21 protein-coding genes are annotated in these 19318 nt (G+C 52.7%); 3 read left to right on the forward strand and 18 right to left on the reverse strand.

The window, feature by feature from the left end:
- Positions 1-4: 4 nt before the first annotated feature.
- The 8 genes from RAC89_RS01640 to RAC89_RS01675 form a co-directional block, all read right to left on the reverse strand.
- Positions 5-730 (reverse strand): hypothetical protein, encoded by a 726-nt coding sequence (locus RAC89_RS01640; protein WP_306611339.1) that lies wholly within the window; start codon positions 728-730, stop codon positions 5-7.
- Between the two features lie 140 nt (positions 731-870).
- Positions 871-1356, reverse strand: coding sequence for a hypothetical protein (locus RAC89_RS01645; protein WP_306611341.1), 486 nt, complete (start codon positions 1354-1356; stop codon positions 871-873).
- Positions 1357-1382: 26 nt separating this feature from the next.
- Positions 1383-2030 carry a trimeric intracellular cation channel family protein gene (locus tag RAC89_RS01650; protein WP_306611343.1) on the reverse strand — a complete coding sequence of 216 codons (648 nt, stop codon included), beginning with the start codon at positions 2028-2030 and terminating at the stop codon, positions 1383-1385.
- 10 nt (positions 2031-2040) lie between these two features.
- The gene (locus RAC89_RS01655) at positions 2041-3117 is read right to left on the reverse strand and encodes a Gfo/Idh/MocA family protein (RefSeq protein ID WP_306611344.1); all 1077 of its coding nucleotides are present in this window, start codon (positions 3115-3117) and stop codon (positions 2041-2043) included.
- Between the two features lie 157 nt (positions 3118-3274).
- Positions 3275-3946, reverse strand: coding sequence for a response regulator transcription factor (locus RAC89_RS01660; protein WP_306611345.1), 672 nt, complete (start codon positions 3944-3946; stop codon positions 3275-3277).
- A gap of 1 nt (position 3947) precedes the next feature.
- Positions 3948-5339: a sensor histidine kinase gene (locus tag RAC89_RS01665; protein WP_306611346.1), complete on the reverse strand. Its 1392-nt coding sequence runs from the start codon at positions 5337-5339 to the stop codon at positions 3948-3950.
- A 13-nt stretch (positions 5340-5352) separates the two neighbouring features.
- Complete coding sequence (gene kapB, locus RAC89_RS01670) at positions 5353-5745, reverse strand: kinase-associated lipoprotein KapB (RefSeq protein ID WP_306611347.1); 393 nt, start codon at positions 5743-5745, stop codon at positions 5353-5355.
- Between the two features lie 35 nt (positions 5746-5780).
- Positions 5781-6119, reverse strand: a complete 339-nt coding sequence (locus RAC89_RS01675) for a thioredoxin family protein (protein WP_306611348.1) — start codon at positions 6117-6119, stop codon at positions 5781-5783.
- Positions 6120-6213: 94 nt separating this feature from the next.
- Here RAC89_RS01675 and RAC89_RS01680 point away from each other — a divergent pair, with 94 nt between their 5' ends.
- Positions 6214-6426 carry a hypothetical protein gene (locus tag RAC89_RS01680; RefSeq protein WP_306611349.1) on the forward strand — a complete coding sequence of 71 codons (213 nt, stop codon included), beginning with the start codon at positions 6214-6216 and terminating at the stop codon, positions 6424-6426.
- Between the two features lie 87 nt (positions 6427-6513).
- Here RAC89_RS01680 and RAC89_RS01685 read toward each other — a convergent pair whose 3' ends face one another.
- The 3 genes from RAC89_RS01685 to RAC89_RS01695 form a co-directional block, all read right to left on the reverse strand.
- Positions 6514-8127, reverse strand: a complete 1614-nt coding sequence (locus RAC89_RS01685; protein WP_306611350.1) for an ABC-F family ATP-binding cassette domain-containing protein — start codon at positions 8125-8127, stop codon at positions 6514-6516.
- Between the two features lie 96 nt (positions 8128-8223).
- Positions 8224-10155 carry an ABC transporter ATP-binding protein gene (locus RAC89_RS01690; RefSeq protein ID WP_306611351.1) on the reverse strand — a complete coding sequence of 644 codons (1932 nt, stop codon included), beginning with the start codon at positions 10153-10155 and terminating at the stop codon, positions 8224-8226.
- 42 nt (positions 10156-10197) lie between these two features.
- Positions 10198-11265 (reverse strand): M42 family metallopeptidase, encoded by a 1068-nt coding sequence (locus RAC89_RS01695; protein WP_306611353.1) that lies wholly within the window; start codon positions 11263-11265, stop codon positions 10198-10200.
- 93 nt (positions 11266-11358) lie between these two features.
- Here RAC89_RS01695 and RAC89_RS01700 point away from each other — a divergent pair, with 93 nt between their 5' ends.
- Both RAC89_RS01700 and RAC89_RS01705 read left to right on the forward strand, forming a co-directional pair.
- Positions 11359-11700: an ASCH domain-containing protein gene (locus tag RAC89_RS01700; RefSeq protein ID WP_284639878.1), complete on the forward strand. Its 342-nt coding sequence runs from the start codon at positions 11359-11361 to the stop codon at positions 11698-11700.
- 79 nt (positions 11701-11779) lie between these two features.
- Positions 11780-12217 (forward strand): hypothetical protein, encoded by a 438-nt coding sequence (locus tag RAC89_RS01705; protein ID WP_306611355.1) that lies wholly within the window; start codon positions 11780-11782, stop codon positions 12215-12217.
- A gap of 67 nt (positions 12218-12284) precedes the next feature.
- Here the strand turns inward: RAC89_RS01705 and RAC89_RS01710 are convergent, their stop codons facing one another.
- From RAC89_RS01710 to RAC89_RS01740, 7 genes are read right to left on the reverse strand one after another with little or no spacing between them, the layout of a single operon-like run.
- Positions 12285-13178 carry a PP2C family protein-serine/threonine phosphatase gene (locus RAC89_RS01710; RefSeq protein WP_306611356.1) on the reverse strand — a complete coding sequence of 298 codons (894 nt, stop codon included), beginning with the start codon at positions 13176-13178 and terminating at the stop codon, positions 12285-12287.
- 3 nt (positions 13179-13181) lie between these two features.
- Positions 13182-14603 (reverse strand): DUF6382 and FHA domain-containing protein, encoded by a 1422-nt coding sequence (locus RAC89_RS01715; protein ID WP_306611358.1) that lies wholly within the window; start codon positions 14601-14603, stop codon positions 13182-13184.
- 12 nt (positions 14604-14615) lie between these two features.
- On the reverse strand, positions 14616-15131 hold the full coding sequence (locus RAC89_RS01720) for an A24 family peptidase (RefSeq protein WP_306611359.1): 516 nt from the start codon (positions 15129-15131) through the stop codon (positions 14616-14618).
- Complete coding sequence (locus RAC89_RS01725) at positions 15128-15790, reverse strand: TadE/TadG family type IV pilus assembly protein (protein WP_306611361.1); 663 nt, start codon at positions 15788-15790, stop codon at positions 15128-15130. Before RAC89_RS01725 ends, RAC89_RS01720 begins: the two co-directional genes overlap by 4 nt.
- A 12-nt stretch (positions 15791-15802) precedes the next feature.
- Positions 15803-18085: a hypothetical protein gene (locus RAC89_RS01730; RefSeq protein ID WP_306611362.1), complete on the reverse strand. Its 2283-nt coding sequence runs from the start codon at positions 18083-18085 to the stop codon at positions 15803-15805.
- 13 nt (positions 18086-18098) lie between these two features.
- Entirely contained in the window at positions 18099-19076 is a 978-nt protein-coding gene (locus RAC89_RS01735; protein ID WP_306611363.1) for a hypothetical protein, read from the reverse strand.
- Positions 19077-19307, reverse strand: coding sequence for a Flp1 family type IVb pilin (locus RAC89_RS01740; protein ID WP_306611364.1), 231 nt, complete (start codon positions 19305-19307; stop codon positions 19077-19079).
- Positions 19308-19318 lie beyond the last annotated feature (11 nt).

Below are 19318 nucleotides of genomic sequence, written 5' to 3' on the forward strand. Positions count from 1 at the left end.
TTTTTTAACGTTCAGGAAAAGCGTATTGAACCATCGTATTAAACTCATTCACATAGTTCTGGAACGTGCCGCGTTCTTGCTCTTCCTTTGCGTAAAAACGGAGGCGCTGAACAAAGTTAGCATTGGAGGTCGCAAACACACGCTGGCGATCGGGCATTGCCTTAAGCACCTCCATTTTGATGCGATCCTGCAGCGAATAGGTCATCCCGTTCGGGTCATACCAATTGATCTTCTGCGTACCCAGCGCCCCATCCGCACCAAAGAGACTGACGCCTCCTTTATCCGTTACCTGATAGGACATAAGCTCGGGGTTGGCCTGCTGGTCCGGGTTTTGACCGTCCAATACCGCCGCCACATACGCATTGGTCTCGGTTAGCAATACGATCGTGGATTGAATCCCGGGCAATTGGTTCAACCGTGCCGCCAATTGGGGATCAAAGCGTAATTTCTTCGTCAAATGGACGTTATTATAGTCGAGTGCGGCCCAGCCGCGGTATTCCTCGCCCTGCCCTCTTTGCTGATCCTTGACCCACTTTTCTTTCACGCCCAGTGAATTATCTTCGTTATTTCGGCTATCTCGGTCATAGAGCGCATGAGTGCGCCGATCCTCCGTTCCTCCCCCGGGACTTGTGTCCCCCGGTTGGCTGTGACCGCAAGCAGTGACAGCCGCTACACATCCTGCGATGACGCTCAGCCTTATCCAACGCCATGCTCCATTCGTTTGGTTCATGCTGCAAGTTCCTCCTGTCTGCTTATGGAACATCTCTTCATTAGGATGAATCACCGGCGAAGAAATCATGCGGACCCTTAACAAAAAAGGGTTTGCCTTCGGCCCAACGGCCAAAAGACAAACCCATAGATTGCAAAGTCTTATTCTTTCTTGGGAGGATCAAACGATTCCAGCAGCTTGCGCAGCGCTTCCTCCGACCGTTCGCCGGATTGCTTGAACCGCTGCAGCTCTTCGACGATCGAACGCCCCACCATTTCACTCTCGTCTTGGTCGTTTACATAGGTAGGGTCGAACCAGACGTAGTCTCCCTCCGGACCGTTGCGCAGAAAAGCATGATCCCAGAAGTCGGGATATGAGTACGACTGCTCTCCGAACATCATACCGAGCACGGCATCGCTGTCCAAAGGCATCAGGTGGTGGAACACTTCCTCCTCCCCTGCGCCCGGTCCAATAGCTGCCAGATTTCTGTGAACATAGGCGTAATGCAAATAATGCTCGCCGGTATCGGAATCTTTCGATATTTCATAAAGCTCCAGCTCGTCCTGACGAAGCTCATGAACGGTGGATATCCTCTGCTGAAGCAGCTCTGACGGCACTCGTGTCATTTCCTTAAACGAATCGCTCATTGTCGCATTGAGCCTCCTGTCGGGACTTAGTTTCTCTTAGGTGTCGGCTCCTCATGCAGCCGCAAGGTGCGCCGCGGCAAACGCCACTTGAAATACACGGACATGAGCCGGAGAATGACGATGAGAGCGAACAGGCCGAGCAAGGGCCAGGACCCCTGAAACCATCCCAGCCCGATAACAAGACCTGCCAGCATACCCCAAACCGCATAAATTTCATCCCGAAGCACCAGCGGTTTGCGTCCGGCCAGCACATCGCGAATGATACCTCCGCCGATTCCTGTCATCATGGCCGCAACAATAACAGCGCTCAGAGGCACATTCATCTGTGTTGCATAAAGCGCCCCTTGGATGGAAAAGGCGGATAATCCTATCGCGTCGAAGATAATCTCCCACGACTTCCACCTTCGAATCCAGTTCACGGGAAAAATAAAAACAATAAAAGCGGCAATCAGCGCCGTCTTGAGATAAAAGCCTTGGTTCCACAAGGTAGGGACAGGGATCCCGATCAATACATTACGGACGACCCCGCCGCCAAAGGCGGTGACAAAGCCTAATACAAAGACGCCGAGAATATCGTATTCTTCCTCCATCGCCACAACGGCACCGGAGGTTGCAAATGCAATCGTTCCGATAATGCTGAAAATCTGTAAATTTAATTCTAGCATGCTGTCCATGATGTTATGCTTACAAGCTCCAATCCAGCTTTACGACCTCGCCGCTGCGAGAGGACTCGTAGATGGCTTCCAGGACAAGACTGTTGGTCAGTCCCGACATGGCCGAAGTGATCGGTTCCTTTCCTTCCTTAATGCACTCGATAAAATGCCGGCTTAACCGTTGACGCGCTCCTTCATCGTTCGCCGGTGTTGTAAGCTCGACATCCGCCGTCCGGTCGAAGAGCTCGGTATGCAGCTTGCCTTTACCTCCCGATAAAGATGCACCGCCGTCGGAGCCCATCAGATAGATGTAGGGCCCATTATCAACAAAGCTGGTATGTGCCGCCCAGCTTACATCCAGCGACAAGGTGCTGCCGTCTTCCATTTTGATCAAGGCGGTTGCCAAATCTTCTACATCGTAGGATCCATTCCAATCCGGCTTGCCCCATGTGCCAATCCCTTTTTTCTTCGGTCCGAACTCTGCGTAGGTCGTACCAAACACGGACACCGGCTTCGGGCTTCCCATGAGATGTAAAGAGAGGTCCAGCATATGTACGCCGATATCAATGAGAGGCCCTCCGCCCGCTTTGTCCATCTGGGTAAACCACGTTCCCCAGCCTGGAATCCCCTTGCGGCGAAGCCAGCCGGTCTTCACGTTATAGATTTTGCCGAGGGCCCCCTTCTCTACCTGTTCCTTCACCTGCAGATTCAGAGGCTCCCAGCGCATCTGATGAGCCATCATCAGCACCTTGTTCGACTCCCGGTGAGCTCTAACGATCGCTTTGGCTGAAGCCGCATTAACCGCCATCGGCTTCTCCAGCAGCACATGTTTGCCGGCCTGCAGCGCGGCGATGGAGATCGGTGCATGCATTTCATTCGGAACGCAGACGATTACGGCATCGATTTCAGCATCGGCCAGTAACGCTTCATAGCTTGAATAGACCTTCGGAATGCCATATTCCTTCGCGCGCTGCTCGGCCAGCGGGGCGTAAGCGTCCGTTACTGCGGCAATAGCTGCATCATTCAGCTTGATGAACTCTTTCATGTGCACGTTTCCAATATTGCCGGCCCCGATGACGCCGATCTGAAGCTTGTCGTTTGCACTCATTTTCCTTCTCTCCTTGTACGATAAAAGTTGATAATCGCTATGTAAGTAAACTGTACCTACTATACCATAATTTCCCGAAGTTCGTTATCAAAAAAAGCGACATCCGCAGGGAAATTTGTCTTTCCCCCTTCATGTCGCTTTCCTTTCCTACTAAGGTTTACAGAAGGCCCATATCCTTCGCCTTCTGTGCGGCTTCCTTGCTGCTTTTGCCGCCGAGCTTTTTTAATATATTCCCTACATGCACCTTGATGGTACGAATGGATACGACGAACGTATCGGCAATCTGGGTTTGCGTATGTCCCTTCTCGATCAGATCCAGCACCTGCAGCTCCGTCGGCGTCAACAAATTGCGCAGCTCCTTCACTCTAACCTCGTGCTCAAGCTGCTTCAGCCGGCGAAACTCTTCCCTCATCTGGGCCGCGACACTCGGATGAATGGCGCTACGGTTGACGTAAGCGCTTCGAATGACGTCCGGGATTTCCGTATAATTGGACTTGACCATATAATCGACCGCACCGGCTTTAAACGCCTCAAAAATAAATTCCTTTTCCTCCATAGAGGACAGCATCACGACGCGGGCTCCGCTGCACTTTACGATTTCGGCCGCCGCCCATAGCCCTTCGGGACTATCGGACATCATGATATCCATCAGCACGACGTCGGCATCAAGCTTCTCGAGCAGCTCTACCGCGGCTTCGCCGGAGGACGCATGGCCAATGATCTCTATATCCGGCTGCTTGTTCAAATAGCTCTGCAGCCCCCGCAGCCAATCCATGTCATCCTCCACAATGACAACACGTATTTTTGTGTTTGCTGTGTTTGGTTCCATACTAGACCGACTCCCTCCTTGTTATCGGAGCTTTTTTCTTGGGAAATTGCAGAAATACGCTAGTGCCTCGCCCCGGCACACTATGAATGCTCATCGAGCCTTTATGCTTCTGCACAATATTATAACAGTAGGATAAGCCTAAACCGAAGTTCATTTTTTTTCCGGTTTTCGTTGTATAGAACGGATCGAATACCCGTTTTTGCTGCCTTTTATCCATTCCAGTGCCGGTGTCTTTGATTTCCATTACGATGTTACGCTTGGTTTCAGTCAATCGCAGCGTGAGAACTCCTCCTTGGGGCATCGCCTCAAGCGCGTTTGTTATCACATTCGTTACGACCTCCGTAAGCTGCGCCCTGTCTCCCCAGAGCGTCCCCTGATACAGCAGCTGCTCTATCACTTCGACTCTCGCCAGGCCGGGGGCCAGCATACGGACACACTGCTGCAGCAGCTCCGCCGGACGCAGCTCCTCCGTCACCAGCTCTACCTCCTGAGTTTGGCCTTGAATCCTGTAAATCATATCATAGATATGCTGAGAGGCATTCATGATCACTTGGATATCTGCAACCAGGGCCTCCTTGTCGATAGGGCCCTCCTCCTGCACATCCGACTGGATCTTTTCTCCGAATAGCCGGATTTTGCCCACGTCATTTTTGATGGCATGATTCAAAATGGAGGTTCCTGATGTGATCGCACGGAGCGTATAATCCAGCTTTTGATTTTGAATCGAAATTTGCAGACCCAAGAAGCCGTAGCGAAAGCTGGAAACAAGGATGACGGCGAGTGTAAAGGCGATAACGTAAGCATTGTAGCGCCACCATTCGTACAAGCCAAAGAAGAGCGGAAGCAAGTATAAGGTAAATAGAGCAAAAAATAAAGTTGGCGCTGCAGCGGTCGTCACGAGCATCCGGCTTCGCCGGAGGAAGGAATTGCGCTCCCTCCATGCGGAGATAAACAAAAGTGCGATTCCGCCTAAAATATAAGGTGTCGCCCAGAAGGCGACATAGCCGTAAGGGATCGGATCCGCAGGCTTAGTTTCCATAAACAGGGAGATGAGCACCGGAACCAGCAGGATCCAAGGAGCCCATCGCTTGCCTCTCCAAAAAGGATAAGACGGATGATAAACCAGAGTAAACATGAGAAAGGTATAAGGCAATCCGTAATAACATACCAGTGAGCTTATATATTCCGCGTGAAGAAGGAAATTACTGACGGAATCGGTCAACCAACCGCGAAGCAGGAAGTGAGGTCTCACATTGTCAGCGATGACTGCCGACAGCCCCCCGGAGCCGCCGGTAAACGCAATGCTGCTCACCCAGCGGGTCGTAGCCCGCTTCGGGTCGGTAACGAGCAGTAAGAAGCCGATCGTCCAAAGACCGACCAGTACAAAAAGCATCGGGCCTCATCCTTTACAGCTTATATTCTTGCTGAAGCTGCTCCAGCTCCTCGCGGCAGCGCTGTGCGAAACGAATAGCCCGGTCCAGCTGCTGCAGCTCCTGCGCAAGCGCTCGGCTCAGGGATTCGGCATACTCGGGAACAAAGCCTTCATATGGACGAATGGTTTGAACCGGCATAAGAGCGATTTCCTGGTAAGCCAAGGCACGTCTCTGATGGAAGAAGGGTACGTCCGGGTCCATCGGATTATGGAGATCCCCCTGCGTCGGATGTTTGACTACCGCCAATATTTTCACGGCAGCCTTCATGGGAGATGATTGCTCGACGATTTCCCCGATATATTGTCCGGTTTTATACGAAGCCGTCACAAGGGATCCGATCGGATATACAGCCATATTGTCGTTCATGTTCGCTTCACAGGCTCCTCTCTTTACGCGAATCATTATAGGTTTGTTACTTCGTCTTCTTGAATAAAGCGGTACAGCTCATCAACCGCTTGCATGCGATAACGCTTCACTGGCGGCTGACCCCTCTGAACTTTCACTATACAGGGAACGCTTTCGATTTTCCACTCCTGCGTCATCCTAGGACTGAAGTTAATATTGCAGCGACCGATGTCCTGGGTCGGGTCCATCGCCTGGACAATCTCCAGCATGCGGTTTGCCACCTTGCACGTCCCGCACATGGGTGTATAGAAGAGCACATGCCACGTTCGCAGCGGTGCCGGATTGCCTAGAAGCCGATTCAAGAGATCCGATTCCGTCCATTCCGAAAGGCTCATGCGGATACCTCATTTCTCTTTCGATTGCGTATTGCTTCCGGCGTCATAAATCAATACAATAAGAGCATAGACAAGCAAGGTAGGTGTATTGAGAATGACGGAAAATCATGAGAATCAAGAGCAGCAGGCCGGGTCCGAGCCCAAAAAGGTCAGCTTGGCCGACGCGATTAAGAACAAGCTTGCTCAGAAGAAACAAGCCCAGCAAAGCGGCGGCGGACAGCAGCTGCGCGGCGGCAACAGCGCTGTGATGCGCAGCCAGAACAACAAGAAGCCGAACAATCAGCGTAGACGTACCGGCGGAAGCTAAGACAAGTACAAAGCTTGAAGAAAAGAAGGATGAGCGCACGTCCCCTTAAGGGTACGGTTAGCGGCTCATCCTTTTTCTCATGCAAGCTTATGCGTACAACGCCTCGCGCTGCTTCTTTATTTCTTCACTTTCGAGGTACTCGTCATAAGTGATGATCTTATCGATGATGCCGTTCGGCGTAATCTCGATGATCCGGTTCGCGATCGTTTGCACGAACTGATGGTCATGCGATACGAACAGCAACGTACCGTCGAAATCGATCAAGCCGTTGTTTAGCGCCGTGATCGATTCCAGATCCAAGTGGTTCGTCGGCTCGTCAAGCAGCAGCACATTGGCGCCGCTCATCATCATTTTGGAGAGCATGCAGCGAACCTTTTCTCCCCCGGACAGAACACTGGCTTTCTTGAGCGCTTCTTCTCCGGAGAACAGCATCCGTCCAAGGAAGCCGCGCAAATACGACTCATCCTGTTCCTTGGAATATTGTCTCAGCCAATCAACCAGATTCAGGTCCGAGTTAAAGTACTGGGAGTTTTCCTTCGGGAAATACGCTTGCGTAGTCGTAACCCCCCAAGTATATTCGCCCGAGTCAGCTTCCAGCTCGCCCATCAGCACTTGGAACAAGGTCGTCTTTGCCAGCTCATTCGGCCCGACCAGAGCAATCTTGTCGCCCTTGTTTACAGTGAAGCTGATGTTGTTCAGCACCAGCTCGCCGTCAATCGACTTGGAAAGGCGGTCTACGGTCAGCAGCTGCTTGCCTGCTTCCCGCTCCGGCTGGAACTTGATGAACGGATATTTCCGTGTGGAAGGCTTGATATCCTCCAGCGTCAGCTTCTCGAGCTGCTTCTTCCGGGAGGTTGCCTGCTTGGATTTAGAAGCGTTCGCGCTAAAGCGGCGGATAAATTCCTCCAGCTCCTTGCGTTTCTCTTCTACCTTCTTATTGGATTCGCGGGTCAGCTGCAGCGCCAATTGGCTGGACTGGTACCAGAAGTCGTAGTTACCGACATACATCTGGATTTTACCGAAGTCGATGTCCGCGATGTGTGTACATACTTGATTCAAGAAATGGCGATCGTGAGATACCACGATAACGGTTCCTTCAAATTTCGCAAGGAAATTTTCCAGCCAGTTGATGGATTCGATGTTCAAATGGTTCGTCGGCTCGTCAAGCAGCAGAATGTTCGGGTTGCCGAACAACGCTTGAGCTAAGAGCACGCGTACCTTTTGGCTGCCGTCAAGGTCCTTCATCTTCAGATCGTGCAAGTCCTTGGGAATGCCGAGTCCGATCAACAGCTCAGCCGCATCGGATTCCGCCTGCCAGCCGTCCAGCTCCTGGAATTCGCCTTCCAGCTCCGCGGCCTTCATGCCGTCCTCTTCGGAGAAATCCGGCTTCGCGTACAGCGCATCCTTCTCCTCCATGATTTGGAACAGACGCGCGTGGCCTTTGATAACGGTCTTAAGCACCTCCACCTCATCGTACTCGAAATGGTTCTGCTTCAGAACAGCCATCCGCTCGCCCGGATTGATGCTGACTTCTCCTTTGTTCGGCTCCATCTCCCCGGACAAAATTTTGAGAAAGGTCGATTTGCCCGCCCCGTTCGCGCCGATCAAGCCGTAGCAGTTGCCCGGAGTAAACTTGATGTTCACATCTTCAAACAACGCCCGCTTGCCGTATCGCAGGGTAACACCCGTTACTGTAATCATATTTGATAACCCACTTTCTATCCATATCCCGTTGTTTAGTTCTTCCAAACGTATATTATAGCATACTTTAGGGCAGCTTCCCAAACCTCGGCAAAATTATTTGTTTTGCGCAATCTGCTCCACCAGCTCCGAAAGCTCCGCCCAGCGGTCCATCGCCTGCTCCAGCTGTGCCGAAACCTCCTGCTCCTCCCGGTACAAGGTCTGGACCTTGCCGAAGTCACTGCCCGCATTCTCTATGCCGTTTTTGATCTGCTCCAGCTTCGCTTCCAAGCCGGCGATCTTCCCTTCGATTTCATCCCATTCCTTCTGATCTTTGAAGGACAGCTTCTTCGGCCGACTGGATTCGCGTCGCTCAGAGGCCTCTTCCTGCTTGCCTGGAGCCGGCTGCTGCTGCGCAGCCTTCCGCCGTTCCTGTTCTTCCGCCTGTTTCTCGAGCTGCTGAGCTTCCATATATTCCGTATAGTTTCCGTGATAACGACGAATGCGGCCGTCTCCTTCGAATACGAATAGATGATCCGCCGTACGATCGAGGAAATACCGGTCATGGGAAACGGTGATAACGGCTCCGGGGAAATCGTCCAAATATTCCTCCAGAATGGTCAATGTCTGAATGTCAAGATCGTTGGTCGGCTCGTCAAGCAGCAGCACGTTCGGCTCGCCCATCAGCGTCCGCAGGAGATACAGCCTTCGCTTCTCGCCACCCGACAGCTTGCCGATCGGCGTCCACTGCAGCGACGGGGAGAAGAGGAAGCGCTCCAGCATTTGCGCAGCGGTAATGGACTCGCCGTTCGCCGTTCGGATGACCTCGGCCGCTTCCTTAATATACTCGATGACGCGCTGCTTCTCGTCCATCTCCACATTCTCTTGCGTATAATACGATAGCTTGACCGTAGTGCCTACTTCCATCGTGCCGCCGTCCGGCTGCATTCGTCCGGCTAGCAGATTCAGGAATGTCGACTTCCCCGTTCCGTTCGGTCCGATAATGCCGATTCGGTCTTCCGGCATGACAATATAACTGAAGTCCCGGACAAGCTGCCGGGAGCCGAAGCTTTTGCTGATGTGATCGAGCTCGATCACCTTCTTGCCGAGCCGGCTTGCCCCGAGCGCCATATCCAGCTTCTCACCAGGACCGTCCACCTTGCGGTCCCTCAGCTCGACGACGCGGTCGATCCTTGCCTTCTGCTTCGTCGTCCGCGCCTTGGCGCCGCGGCGCAGCCAGGCAAGCTCCCGGCGCAGCAGATTCTGACGCTTATCCTCCTCCGCAGCCTCCCGCTCAAGACGGTCCGCCTTTTTCTCCAGGAAGGCCGCATAGTTGCCCTCATAGCTGTACAGCTTGCCCCGGTCGAGCTCGAAGATGCGGTTCGTTACTCTGTCCAGAAAATATCGGTCGTGGGTAACGAGCAGCAGCGCTCCCTTCCATTTGCTAAGGAAATCCTCCAGCCACTCCACCGTTTCGTGATCGATATGGTTCGTCGGCTCGTCCAGGATCAGCAGGTCGGCCGGCTGGATAAGTACACGGGCCATAGCTACCCGCTTGCGCTGCCCGCCCGACAATTGACCTACCTTTTGGGAAAAGTCTGTAATGCCCAGCTTCGTCAAAACGGTCTTTGCGACAGTACCGGCTTCCCAAGCATTGAGGTTGTCCATTTGCTGCTGGACTCTGAACAGCTTGGACTGCAGCTTTTCATCCTCCGGCTTCAGCTGCAGCTCGGCAAGTGCCCATTCGTACTCTCTCAGTGCCTGCATGAGCGGCGTATCCCCATGAAACACTTGTTCTAGCACGGTAGACTCTTGATCAAAATCAGGCTGCTGTGGAAGATATTCCACCCGAAAATGATTCGAGTGGATCAGCTTCCCCTTCTCAATCGAATCCAGCCCGGCTATCACCTTAAGTAAGGACGATTTACCCGTCCCGTTCACACCAACCAAACCGATGCGTTCCTTCTCGTTAATTTGGAAATGGATGTTGTCGAACAACACCTTTTCGCCATAGCTTTTATATAAATTTTCTACCGTAACGATGTTCAACGTTCATTACACTCCTTTCAGTCACACCTTGAAGCTGTTCGATTAGATCTTGTATGGCTCCGCGGGCTCTGTTACATAGGCTGCAAGCAAAGCAATCGTATTCATGATGCCCTCCTCATGGGTACGCTCCATGGCATGAGAGGCATGAACTCCGGGACCGATCAAAGCCGCCCGGATGTTGCTTCCCCCGCGAAGCGCCGCAGAGGCGTCGGAGCCGTATTGCGGATATATATCGACGGCATAGCTCAGACCGTCGCGCTTAGCCAGCTCGATCAGCTTCGAAGTCATTGCGTAATCGTAGGGACCCGAGGAATCCTTAGCGCAAATGGACACATCGTATTCGGTACAAGTGAGATCCGCACCCATCGCGCCCATATCGATTGCGATCATTTCTTCGATTTCATGAGGTATCCAAGCTGCTCCATGTCCTACTTCTTCATAGGTGCTGATTAGCAGCTGAAGCGAATATGCGGGCTTTATATCTTCTCGTTGGAATAGCTCCAGCAGACCGAAAAGAGCGGCAACTCCCGCTTTATCGTCCAAATGGCGGGATTTGATGTACCCATTCGGTTTAAATTGGGTACGCGGATCGAAGGAGATGATGTCTCCGACATTGATTCCAAGCGCTTTCACCTCGGCCGCCGAGGTCACCCGTTCGTCCAGACGGATCTCCATGGCTTCCTCATCCCTCTTGAAATCCCTGGCGTCAGGAAATACATGCACTGACGGCTTGGTCGTCATGATGGTCCCGTCGTACGTATGCCCGTTCCGGGTATGCACGATACAATACTCGTTCTCCACGGAGCCCATCATGTATCCGCCGATCAAGGTGAACCGGATTCTTCCGTCCGGCTTGATCGAGCGGACCATCGCCCCCAGCGTGTCGACATGAGCGGATAACCCGATCGCTCGGGAATCCTGCTGCCCCGGTACCGTGATGATGCCGTTGCCCTTTGGCGTAAACGTCATTGGGTACCCCAGCTTGGCGGCTTCTTCTTTCAGCATAGACATGATCTGTCTGCAGTAACCGCTAGGGCTTGGTGTATTCAGCAGCTGCGCAAGAAGCTGCCGTACGTAGGGCTTGTTGATTCGGTCTTGAAACGCTCTCATTTGGATCATCCTTTCCGGCTGGATTCCACCTGTTCCAGCATTTGCATAGTCGACATTTTTCGTGTAAGCTACTTGTGATTAAGTTCTAGGAGGATGAGTCCTGTGTCTGAAACAACATTGCCGCCAAAAACATGCTCGATCGAGCGTATGATTACTGTTGATGCCGACATCCAAAAGGTACTGAGCGGCGAGAAAACCGCTACACGCAGAAACGGCCGTTATGCCGATATCGGCGAAATTATGGAGCTTCAAGGAAAGAAATTCGAGGTTACCAGCGTGTATCAGCAATCCCTGGGCGAGCTTAACGATGAGAACATTAAATCCGAAGGCTACAGCTCCCTCGAAGAGTACAAAAACTATATCTTATCGATGCATGCCGGCATGCCTTGGATGCCGCAGATGAAGGTTTGGGTTCACGAATTCCGCGCGATCTAACATGACACAAAAAACAGTGTAGTTGCCAGCGCCGCTACACTGTTTTTTTCTATCCACTTCTCCGGAGGCAATTGTAACCATGACAATGATCTACTCCCTGCTCGTCTTCATTCATGTATTAAGCGCTCTTGCAGCCGTAGGGCCGTTCCTTGTGCTGATCCCCATGCTTCGCAAGCTGCGAACGGCGGACGATACCCAGCTGCCGATTTATTTGGACTCGTTTCAATATGTCGTCAGACTGTCCAAGCATACCGGACATGTCCTCGTCTTCTCCGGTTTGCTGCTTATGTGGATCGGTCAATGGCCTTGGACGACACCGTGGATCTTCGGAACGTTCGTCGTCCTATTCGCTTCCCTGTTCTTTCTTGCTCGGGCCTTCTCACCCACGCTGCGGCGGCTCCGCGAGCCGGATCACGACCGTAGTGCTCTTGTAGTCAAGCTAAGCCGTTCGATGTACATTTATTTGTTCGTCCTTTTCATCATGCTTTGGCTTATGATCATGAAGCCGCTCCTGTAGGAGCGGCTTTCTTATTGGGCGTGGCAGCCTGGCTATCCAATAGTAACGTAAATGAAATTCTATTATATCACTTTCGAAGGTAGACCGGAATAAGCTCCAATAACTTTTTCACTTGACGGTGGACGTTCATCAAACGGCGTGTCCAGCGTACCCAATCCGTACAGGTCCGTGTCATAGGGCTGATGAGCATAAGGCTGATGTTGTCCTCCGCTTGTCTGTCCAGTGCCTTATCTAGCAGCTCATCCGCAAGCTCTTGAAGATCACGGTCCGGTTCCCTTGCAGACTTCAGCAGCTCCGACAGCTTCAAATCGGTGAAGCGGTCGTGGAAGCCGTCGCTGCTGAACAAAAAGACGGAGCGCGGGGTGTACATTCCGCGGCGGATATAAACACTAGGCTCCACACGCACGCCAAGCGTCTGAACCAGCACGTGTCTTTTGGGATGCGTACGTGCTTGACTGCGGGTCATTCTCCCTCTTCGCATCTGCTCCGATACCCATGAATGATCCTTCGTCAGCCGCTTAAGTCCTCCGCGCCAAGGAATATAATAAATGCGGCAATCCCCAACATGCGCAATAAGAAAGGTTTCGTCCATCAAAAATAGCACGGTTAACGTAGTCCCGAGCGTTGTTCCCGTCTCCGTTCCCCGTTCAAGCAGCAGCCGATGAATTGCCCGGAACAGTCCCTGCAGGGATGACTCCACCCGCTCTATCGGGTGCTTGTCCTCCAGAAGCTGCGGAAGCCGCTCATCCAGCCATTGCTTCACGGCCAGCATGGCCGTTTCACTGGCTGTCCTGCCATCCCCTACGCCGCCGATGCCATCCGCGAGGGCAGCGGCGGCATAAGGCATGCCGGCAGCCGTAGTACCCATCCGCAGCAAGGAGCGGTCCTCATTCGTCGTGCGGAACCAGCCGGAATGAGTGGCCGCTCCATATTGCCAGTGAACCGCAATTTTGGTTTTCACGTGTTAAGACCCCATTCGAAACGTAAAATCAGTTCGTATGATCTTAACTATATCACCATCCTGCAAAGAATACACCCTGTATGGCACCAAAGCTGTGCCATTCAGCATCGTTCCGTTGCGGGATCCCAAGTCCTTCACCGCGTATACGCCGTTCTCGCGGATGATTTCCGCATGGATTCGAGACACCCCCTTGTCCTCATGCACAAAGTCTACCTCGACACCGGCGCGACCGATGACGAAATTTGATTTTCGAAGCTCCACCTGCTCTTGCTTCCCGTTCTTTATGTATTCCAACCGAGGGTACAAGCTCTCTACTATTATGTCGGACGGGGATAACAATACGGTGGCTTGGGAATGCGCCAGCAGCACGGTATGCTGAGAGCTGTCCGGAGCGCCATCCTGAGCCAAGGGGATCGATGGCGTGTGACCTATTGCTGCAGCTTTTGAGTGTGAATCGTCGAAGAAAAAGGGCTCGAACGGCTCATCCGGCAACGTCGATACGGCAGAGGAGGAGAGTTTTTTGAATAGAACATACGCCAATCCTACACAAATCAGGCTTATACCTGAGCATAGATACAGGTAAAGCTCCGTCGGATTCTCGGCATACAAGCGCCAGATGAGTGCAAGGAGCAATACAAACATGGCTGCGGTAAGCCATTGTCTTTTAATCTTATTCTTTGAATCGTCCGCACGCTCCTCTTGCAGAAACGATTCTGCTGTCACCGCGCCCATAGGTGAAGCCGTTATAGGTGTTTGGCGGTGCAGCTCCTCTTCATACATAGGCTGCGGAGAGGTGAATGTCCGGGGCTTTGGGTTGGGATTTACAATGTTGTGCGGTTCCTCCAGTTGGGCAATATGCTTGTGCAGCAATTTCTTCAATTCCGATACCGAAAACGATTCCTCCTGCAAATAGCTCATAAGCTCTTGAAATCCGCTGCCCGTAAGCTCCTTCACCCTGTAAACAAGGCGAGAAGCCAGATGCTGCAAATCGGATGAAATCGAGCCTTTATTTTCAAGCTGCTCCTTGGGGATATAGGTCAAATAAAGATCATCCAGCCCGTGCCCGCAAAAAATGTAGTCCTCCTTTAAGATATATCTTCCCGGCTGAAGCATGCAGGCTCTGCTGTCGTCCAGCACCTCAGCGAGTGTATAAAGCACTTGATAAAATTGCTTTAAGGTTAAGCTCTCCTGCCTCAACCATGCGGACAGCATCCTCTTGCCCTCGATCGAATAATACAGATGAATGTTTCCGTCTCTGGAGTCAAGCTGGAGCGGCAATAGCCTCGGAAGCCGATTCCATGTGAGCATTTTGACTTGAAACGAATTCAGCTGCTCTTGTACTAACCCGTCCCGATCGGATAAGACCATAAATTGTCCGTGTTCGTTGGTAAAATCAACCTGCAAGCCGTACAGCTGCTCCTTCACGCATGAGCCTCCTCATCCTGTCATATGAAAATATAGACCTATTGACGCGGGCAGCACCGCCCACATAAACGGAAACCGCAGATACCCATCAGCACGGACCACGCCTCTGAGCTCCTCCCTGTCATGCAAAACGCCGATGCGAAACATGGAAAACAGAAGCCGCTGACCACGAACAACCAGTTCCTTCCTCCATAGGAGAATAAGCAGCGCTACTATACCTGCAGCCATCAGTGATGCAAAAACGAGCTGCAGCGTCACCTCCGTCCCAATCAGCGCGCCGAGTGCGGCAAACAGCTTGACATCGCCTGCCCCCACCGCGCGGCTCATATACAGCATGAGCATGGGAACAAACCCGGCGGCGGCGCCAAGCAAGGAAAACAACAACCCGTTAGACCCGCTAAGGTAAAGATGCACCAGCAGCCCAAAGACGAAACATGTCACCGTGAGTCCATTCGATATTTTACGGGTACGGATATCGCTGTAAAAGGCAATTAAGATGAGGGCCCCAGCCACGCCATAAGCGATCATCCGGCACCTCCGATCCAAGCTCGTTCCATGGCTTGTTTTTTCAATAAGATCGTCTTGCGGTAAAAGGGAATGTGCAAAGTAAGCTCGTATTGCGCTTCGATCACCAGATAGGCCTCCCCCATATTCTCAAAGCTTGGAAAAACCAGCTTCGTTACCTTCAGTTTCTCGCGCCGGAGTCTGCGATCGTCGGCAAAGGACGCCACAATGGGAGTCGCTGCGTCCCGAAGTCCCTCGTTGACGCGGTCTTTCACTGTTTGAGCTGCGTCCTGCCCTAGGGCTTCCAGCTTCTCTCTCCGGTCCTTCTCCCACTTGACCGCCATGAGCAATGGCTCAGGGATCCACTGGGCATAGTCCTCCGCAAATGCCTCCGCATCGGTCACCGTTTGTCTCGCAGTCTGCACCTGCGAGACGATCTGCTCCAGCCATACACCGGCGGCGCTCTGCTGCCATCGGGCTTGCCCCTGCAAATATAGGTGGCGAACCGGATACATATTGGAGGCGATGACCTTGGAGGTTTCCGACACGGCGGATTGAAGCGCCATTTCCGCCAATGAAATTTGAATGAAGGATACAAGCAGCATGATTAAGGTCAGAAAGAAGGGCATCACCAGCGCCGCCTCTACGACCATGCTTCCCTCCTCCGCTTGCCGCTTTTGCATACGCTTTTCCCCTTAGTAAGTAAAATCAGCTGTGCTGGTTAGCTTACAGCGGTTCCTATCCATATCGCAGCCCGAGAACCCTGTCCGTGAGATCAGCTTCATGACTTCCGGTAAAAACCATAAGCGGATGGATGTCGTTGCTCTTCCGGATAAGTACGTTGCAGCCTTCGAAAGATCCTGCCCCGTATTGAGTTGAACCAGCGCCTGCAGCCTGGATAGCATCACCTTGTCCTTGCTGTGGAGCAGCAAAAACAATCTCAAGTAGTCCTTGTAGCTGAGTGTAATAGCTCCGCTGAGCTTACGTGACAAGGGAACCTCCTCCCCTTGGAGAAGCTTAAACATATCCTGCTGTGCTCGGACGGCTCCTTCAGCCAAGGCGGCTAGAAAAACCAACAGCGGGGATCCGGCCGCCAATGCTTCATTACGCGGCTCCAGCAGCGCTTCTGTGGTGCCGATCGCCAGGCGTATCGCGAACATCTCTGCATAGGCCATCGTATAATTCGACGCACAGGAGCCGCCTCCATAGAGCAAATATTCCAGCTCCTGATTGGCGAGCACGTGCTGCTCAGGAGCTGACAGCTCCTTGGATATCTTCACCTTCCCCTGAGTATCCTTCTCTAGTCCCAGGGTGCGGTAGCTGAATTTGCTGACGGCAAATTCATCGATATAAAACTCATCGCGCACGTCAGTAAAAAATTCCTCCAGGCCGGTAAACAGCTTCAACGCTCCCAAGCCGGCTCGGTCCGGATGGCTTAGCTCTACCTCGGGCACCGGCTGCAAAGCGCCCGATGCGGCATTAAGAGCCAAATAGGCTTGGTAATAGCCCTTTGTCCCGCGACTCGGATCGCCCTGAAGCTCCTGATAGCTGGATCCGTAGGGATCGACGCTGTCCGTTAAGCTGCAAACGCCCATGCTTCGTTTCACTTGATCCAGCACCGCTTGCGTTTGTCTCCGCTGCTCCCGTTTGGCGCTTTGATTCGCAGAGCTTCTTGACGCCCGCTCGTTCTCCTTGACCTGCTCCCTTGTGTAAACCTCGTGCAGCTTCAGTCGAAACGACTCCAGCGCCGAATCGGTAGAGCTGTACTTTGCTTGCGTAAACATGAGTCCGTCCCCGATTTGCACCTCCAAACCGGAGAATAAGGCAACTGCTGCTCCTACATCGGTTTCATACATCTCAAGCTCGGAGCGTTCTACAAGCATGATGCTCTGAAATGCCGCATTCGACGGATACGATGAGCCCGCAGCAGTTCCTTGAATGCGCCGCAGCTCGGTATTCAACTGATCGTTAGCCTGCTTAGCCCGCCCCATAGCTTCTTTGAACGCTTCGTGCAGTCCCGCAAGATCCTTCTGATCTTGAGCCGCCTTTAGCTTCAGCATGGCCAGCAGCTTCGCATATTGGAGCAAATCGCTCAGAAGCTGCTCATACTGCGATACCAGCTGCGTTGCTTCCGAAAGCTGCTGCATAAGCGCGTTTTTAGACTCATTCAGGGCAATGATGGACTGAACGGCCGCAGGACCCGCTTGGGCAAGCGACATCAGTGACAGATCGATGCCCCGAATTTGCTCCTGCAGTGCAGACACCTGCTGCTTAGCGGTTTGTAGAGTGGCGCGAACGTCCTCGATCGTATGAATCCCGATTCGCCCGCTGAGCTCATTCAAATCCCTAAGCTGAGTTTTATAAAAAGGATGCATGTCCGACGATTTATGCTGCAGCTGCTCCAGCACTTCCCAAGCGGAAGACAGCTCCTGGTCCCTTTCCTCCAGCAGCTTTTCGATCTTGGCAGCATTCTCTCCGAAGCCGGACGCTTGATTCAGCTGAACGGGCAAGCTTGATTTTTTGAATTTATCGCTTATTTCCAGCGTGTATATCATGGGCGCACGATATTTCATTTCCTCAAGAATTTGCCGCTTCAGAACCTGATGATTGGCAAGCGAGTATACCGGCGTCGTCTTCGCCGTCCCCTCCTCCAGCCTATGGTCGATAAAACGGAAGCGGCTGGAGTCGACGGCATCCGATAGATTGGCGCTTACTACACGCGGAAAAATTACCGCTTCCCCCTCCTCCTCCGAAGGTAGTCCGTACAGACCGTAGCTTTGAAGCTGAGGCGAGAAGGCGGACATGGACGATCGCAATCCCGCCTTTACCGCCTGTTCTCCCTCCTTTGCCGCCGTCTTGTACCTTATGACGTCAATCAGGACGCCGCAGAAGAGCAAAATCGGCACAATGATCAGAACCAAATAAACCGAAACCGAGCCTTGCTGCCCTTTCCAGAAGCGCTGCACACTACGGAGCAAATACAGCCCCCCTTCATTCATGAATCATGACTACAATGCCTTGTCTTTCCAGTTGTTGCTTTAGTCCCTGGGAAAGCTTCACCTTCTGCTGCTTCGACAGCTTGAAAAAATGCCAAACGACTCCCTGAACCTGTTGACCGCTCTTCAAAAGCTCCACATCCTTGGGCATCTGGCTCTGCCTCAGCTGCGCCTCGTTGAAGGTGTAAAACGCTTGATGAGCAACCCTCTGCGCATCGAGCGCATCCACCTCCCGCTTGGTGGTCGGATTCACCTGAAGCGTCGTCGCTTGACCCCCAACCAACGTTCTAAGATGTGCTGCCGCTTGGGCATGGCTTGTTATTCGCACCGGCTCGTCGGGCACCGATTTAGGATCCGTCATCAGCTGTAGTGCCCGCCTCGGCTTCATTTTTCCTTGTATCTCCTGGACGAATGTCCGCGTTAGGTCAACCAGCCGGATCGTCTCCACGGGATCGATCACATAGGAGGTGGCCAGTGCCTCCAACTGCCGCGGCGGTCCGGCCAAGGGGGCATGGAAGCCGGAACGGAGCACAGCCTGGGCCGAGCGGAGCAGTCCCAGGTTCCGGTAAGACAATTCCCCGGACCAATGGCCCTCCAGACTATCGGCCGTTTTCAACAGCTTCCCTTTCGGCTCTTGACCGATGCCTTGTTCCACTGAAGAAGGGAGCGCTATTTTTACCGCTCCTGTCGGCAGCAGAAACTGAAATAAATTCAACACATTGTCCTGGGTAAGACGCCAGTAGAGGCTATCATGCTGACCTGCCGCGACACTTCCCGTTGCAAGCTCCTTTCTGCTGTTATCCCAGGCATAAGCCGTACGCTCAGCCGCGAGCTCCGCCCTTTGCTGCAGGGCTGCCTGCTTGTATACGAAAAGCGAGAGCAGCAGCAGCGTACAAGAAGACAACAGGATGACGGGGAGAACAAGAGAGGCCTCCAGCGTGATACTCCCTTTGACCTCGCGCCACAGACGCATTTACGGTGTTGTGCCAGGGCTGATCGACGTAGCGTCCGTGCCGACCGTACCGGTTTGATTCGTCACTTGCGCGTCCGCCGAATCAAACAATGCCTTCACCCATTTCATGATCCATTTTCTAAACGCGATCGCTATAATCAGTAGAACAGCTACGATAAGTAATATTTCTAACGTGCCTAATCCGTCTTCTTCCTTCCAAAACCTTTTCCAGCTTAATTGCATCCACTGCATTTGTATTCCTC

The sequence above is a fragment of the Paenibacillus sp. GD4 genome (assembly GCF_030846225.1).
GTDB lineage: Bacteria > Bacillota > Bacilli > Paenibacillales > NBRC-103111 > Paenibacillus_G > Paenibacillus_G silviterrae.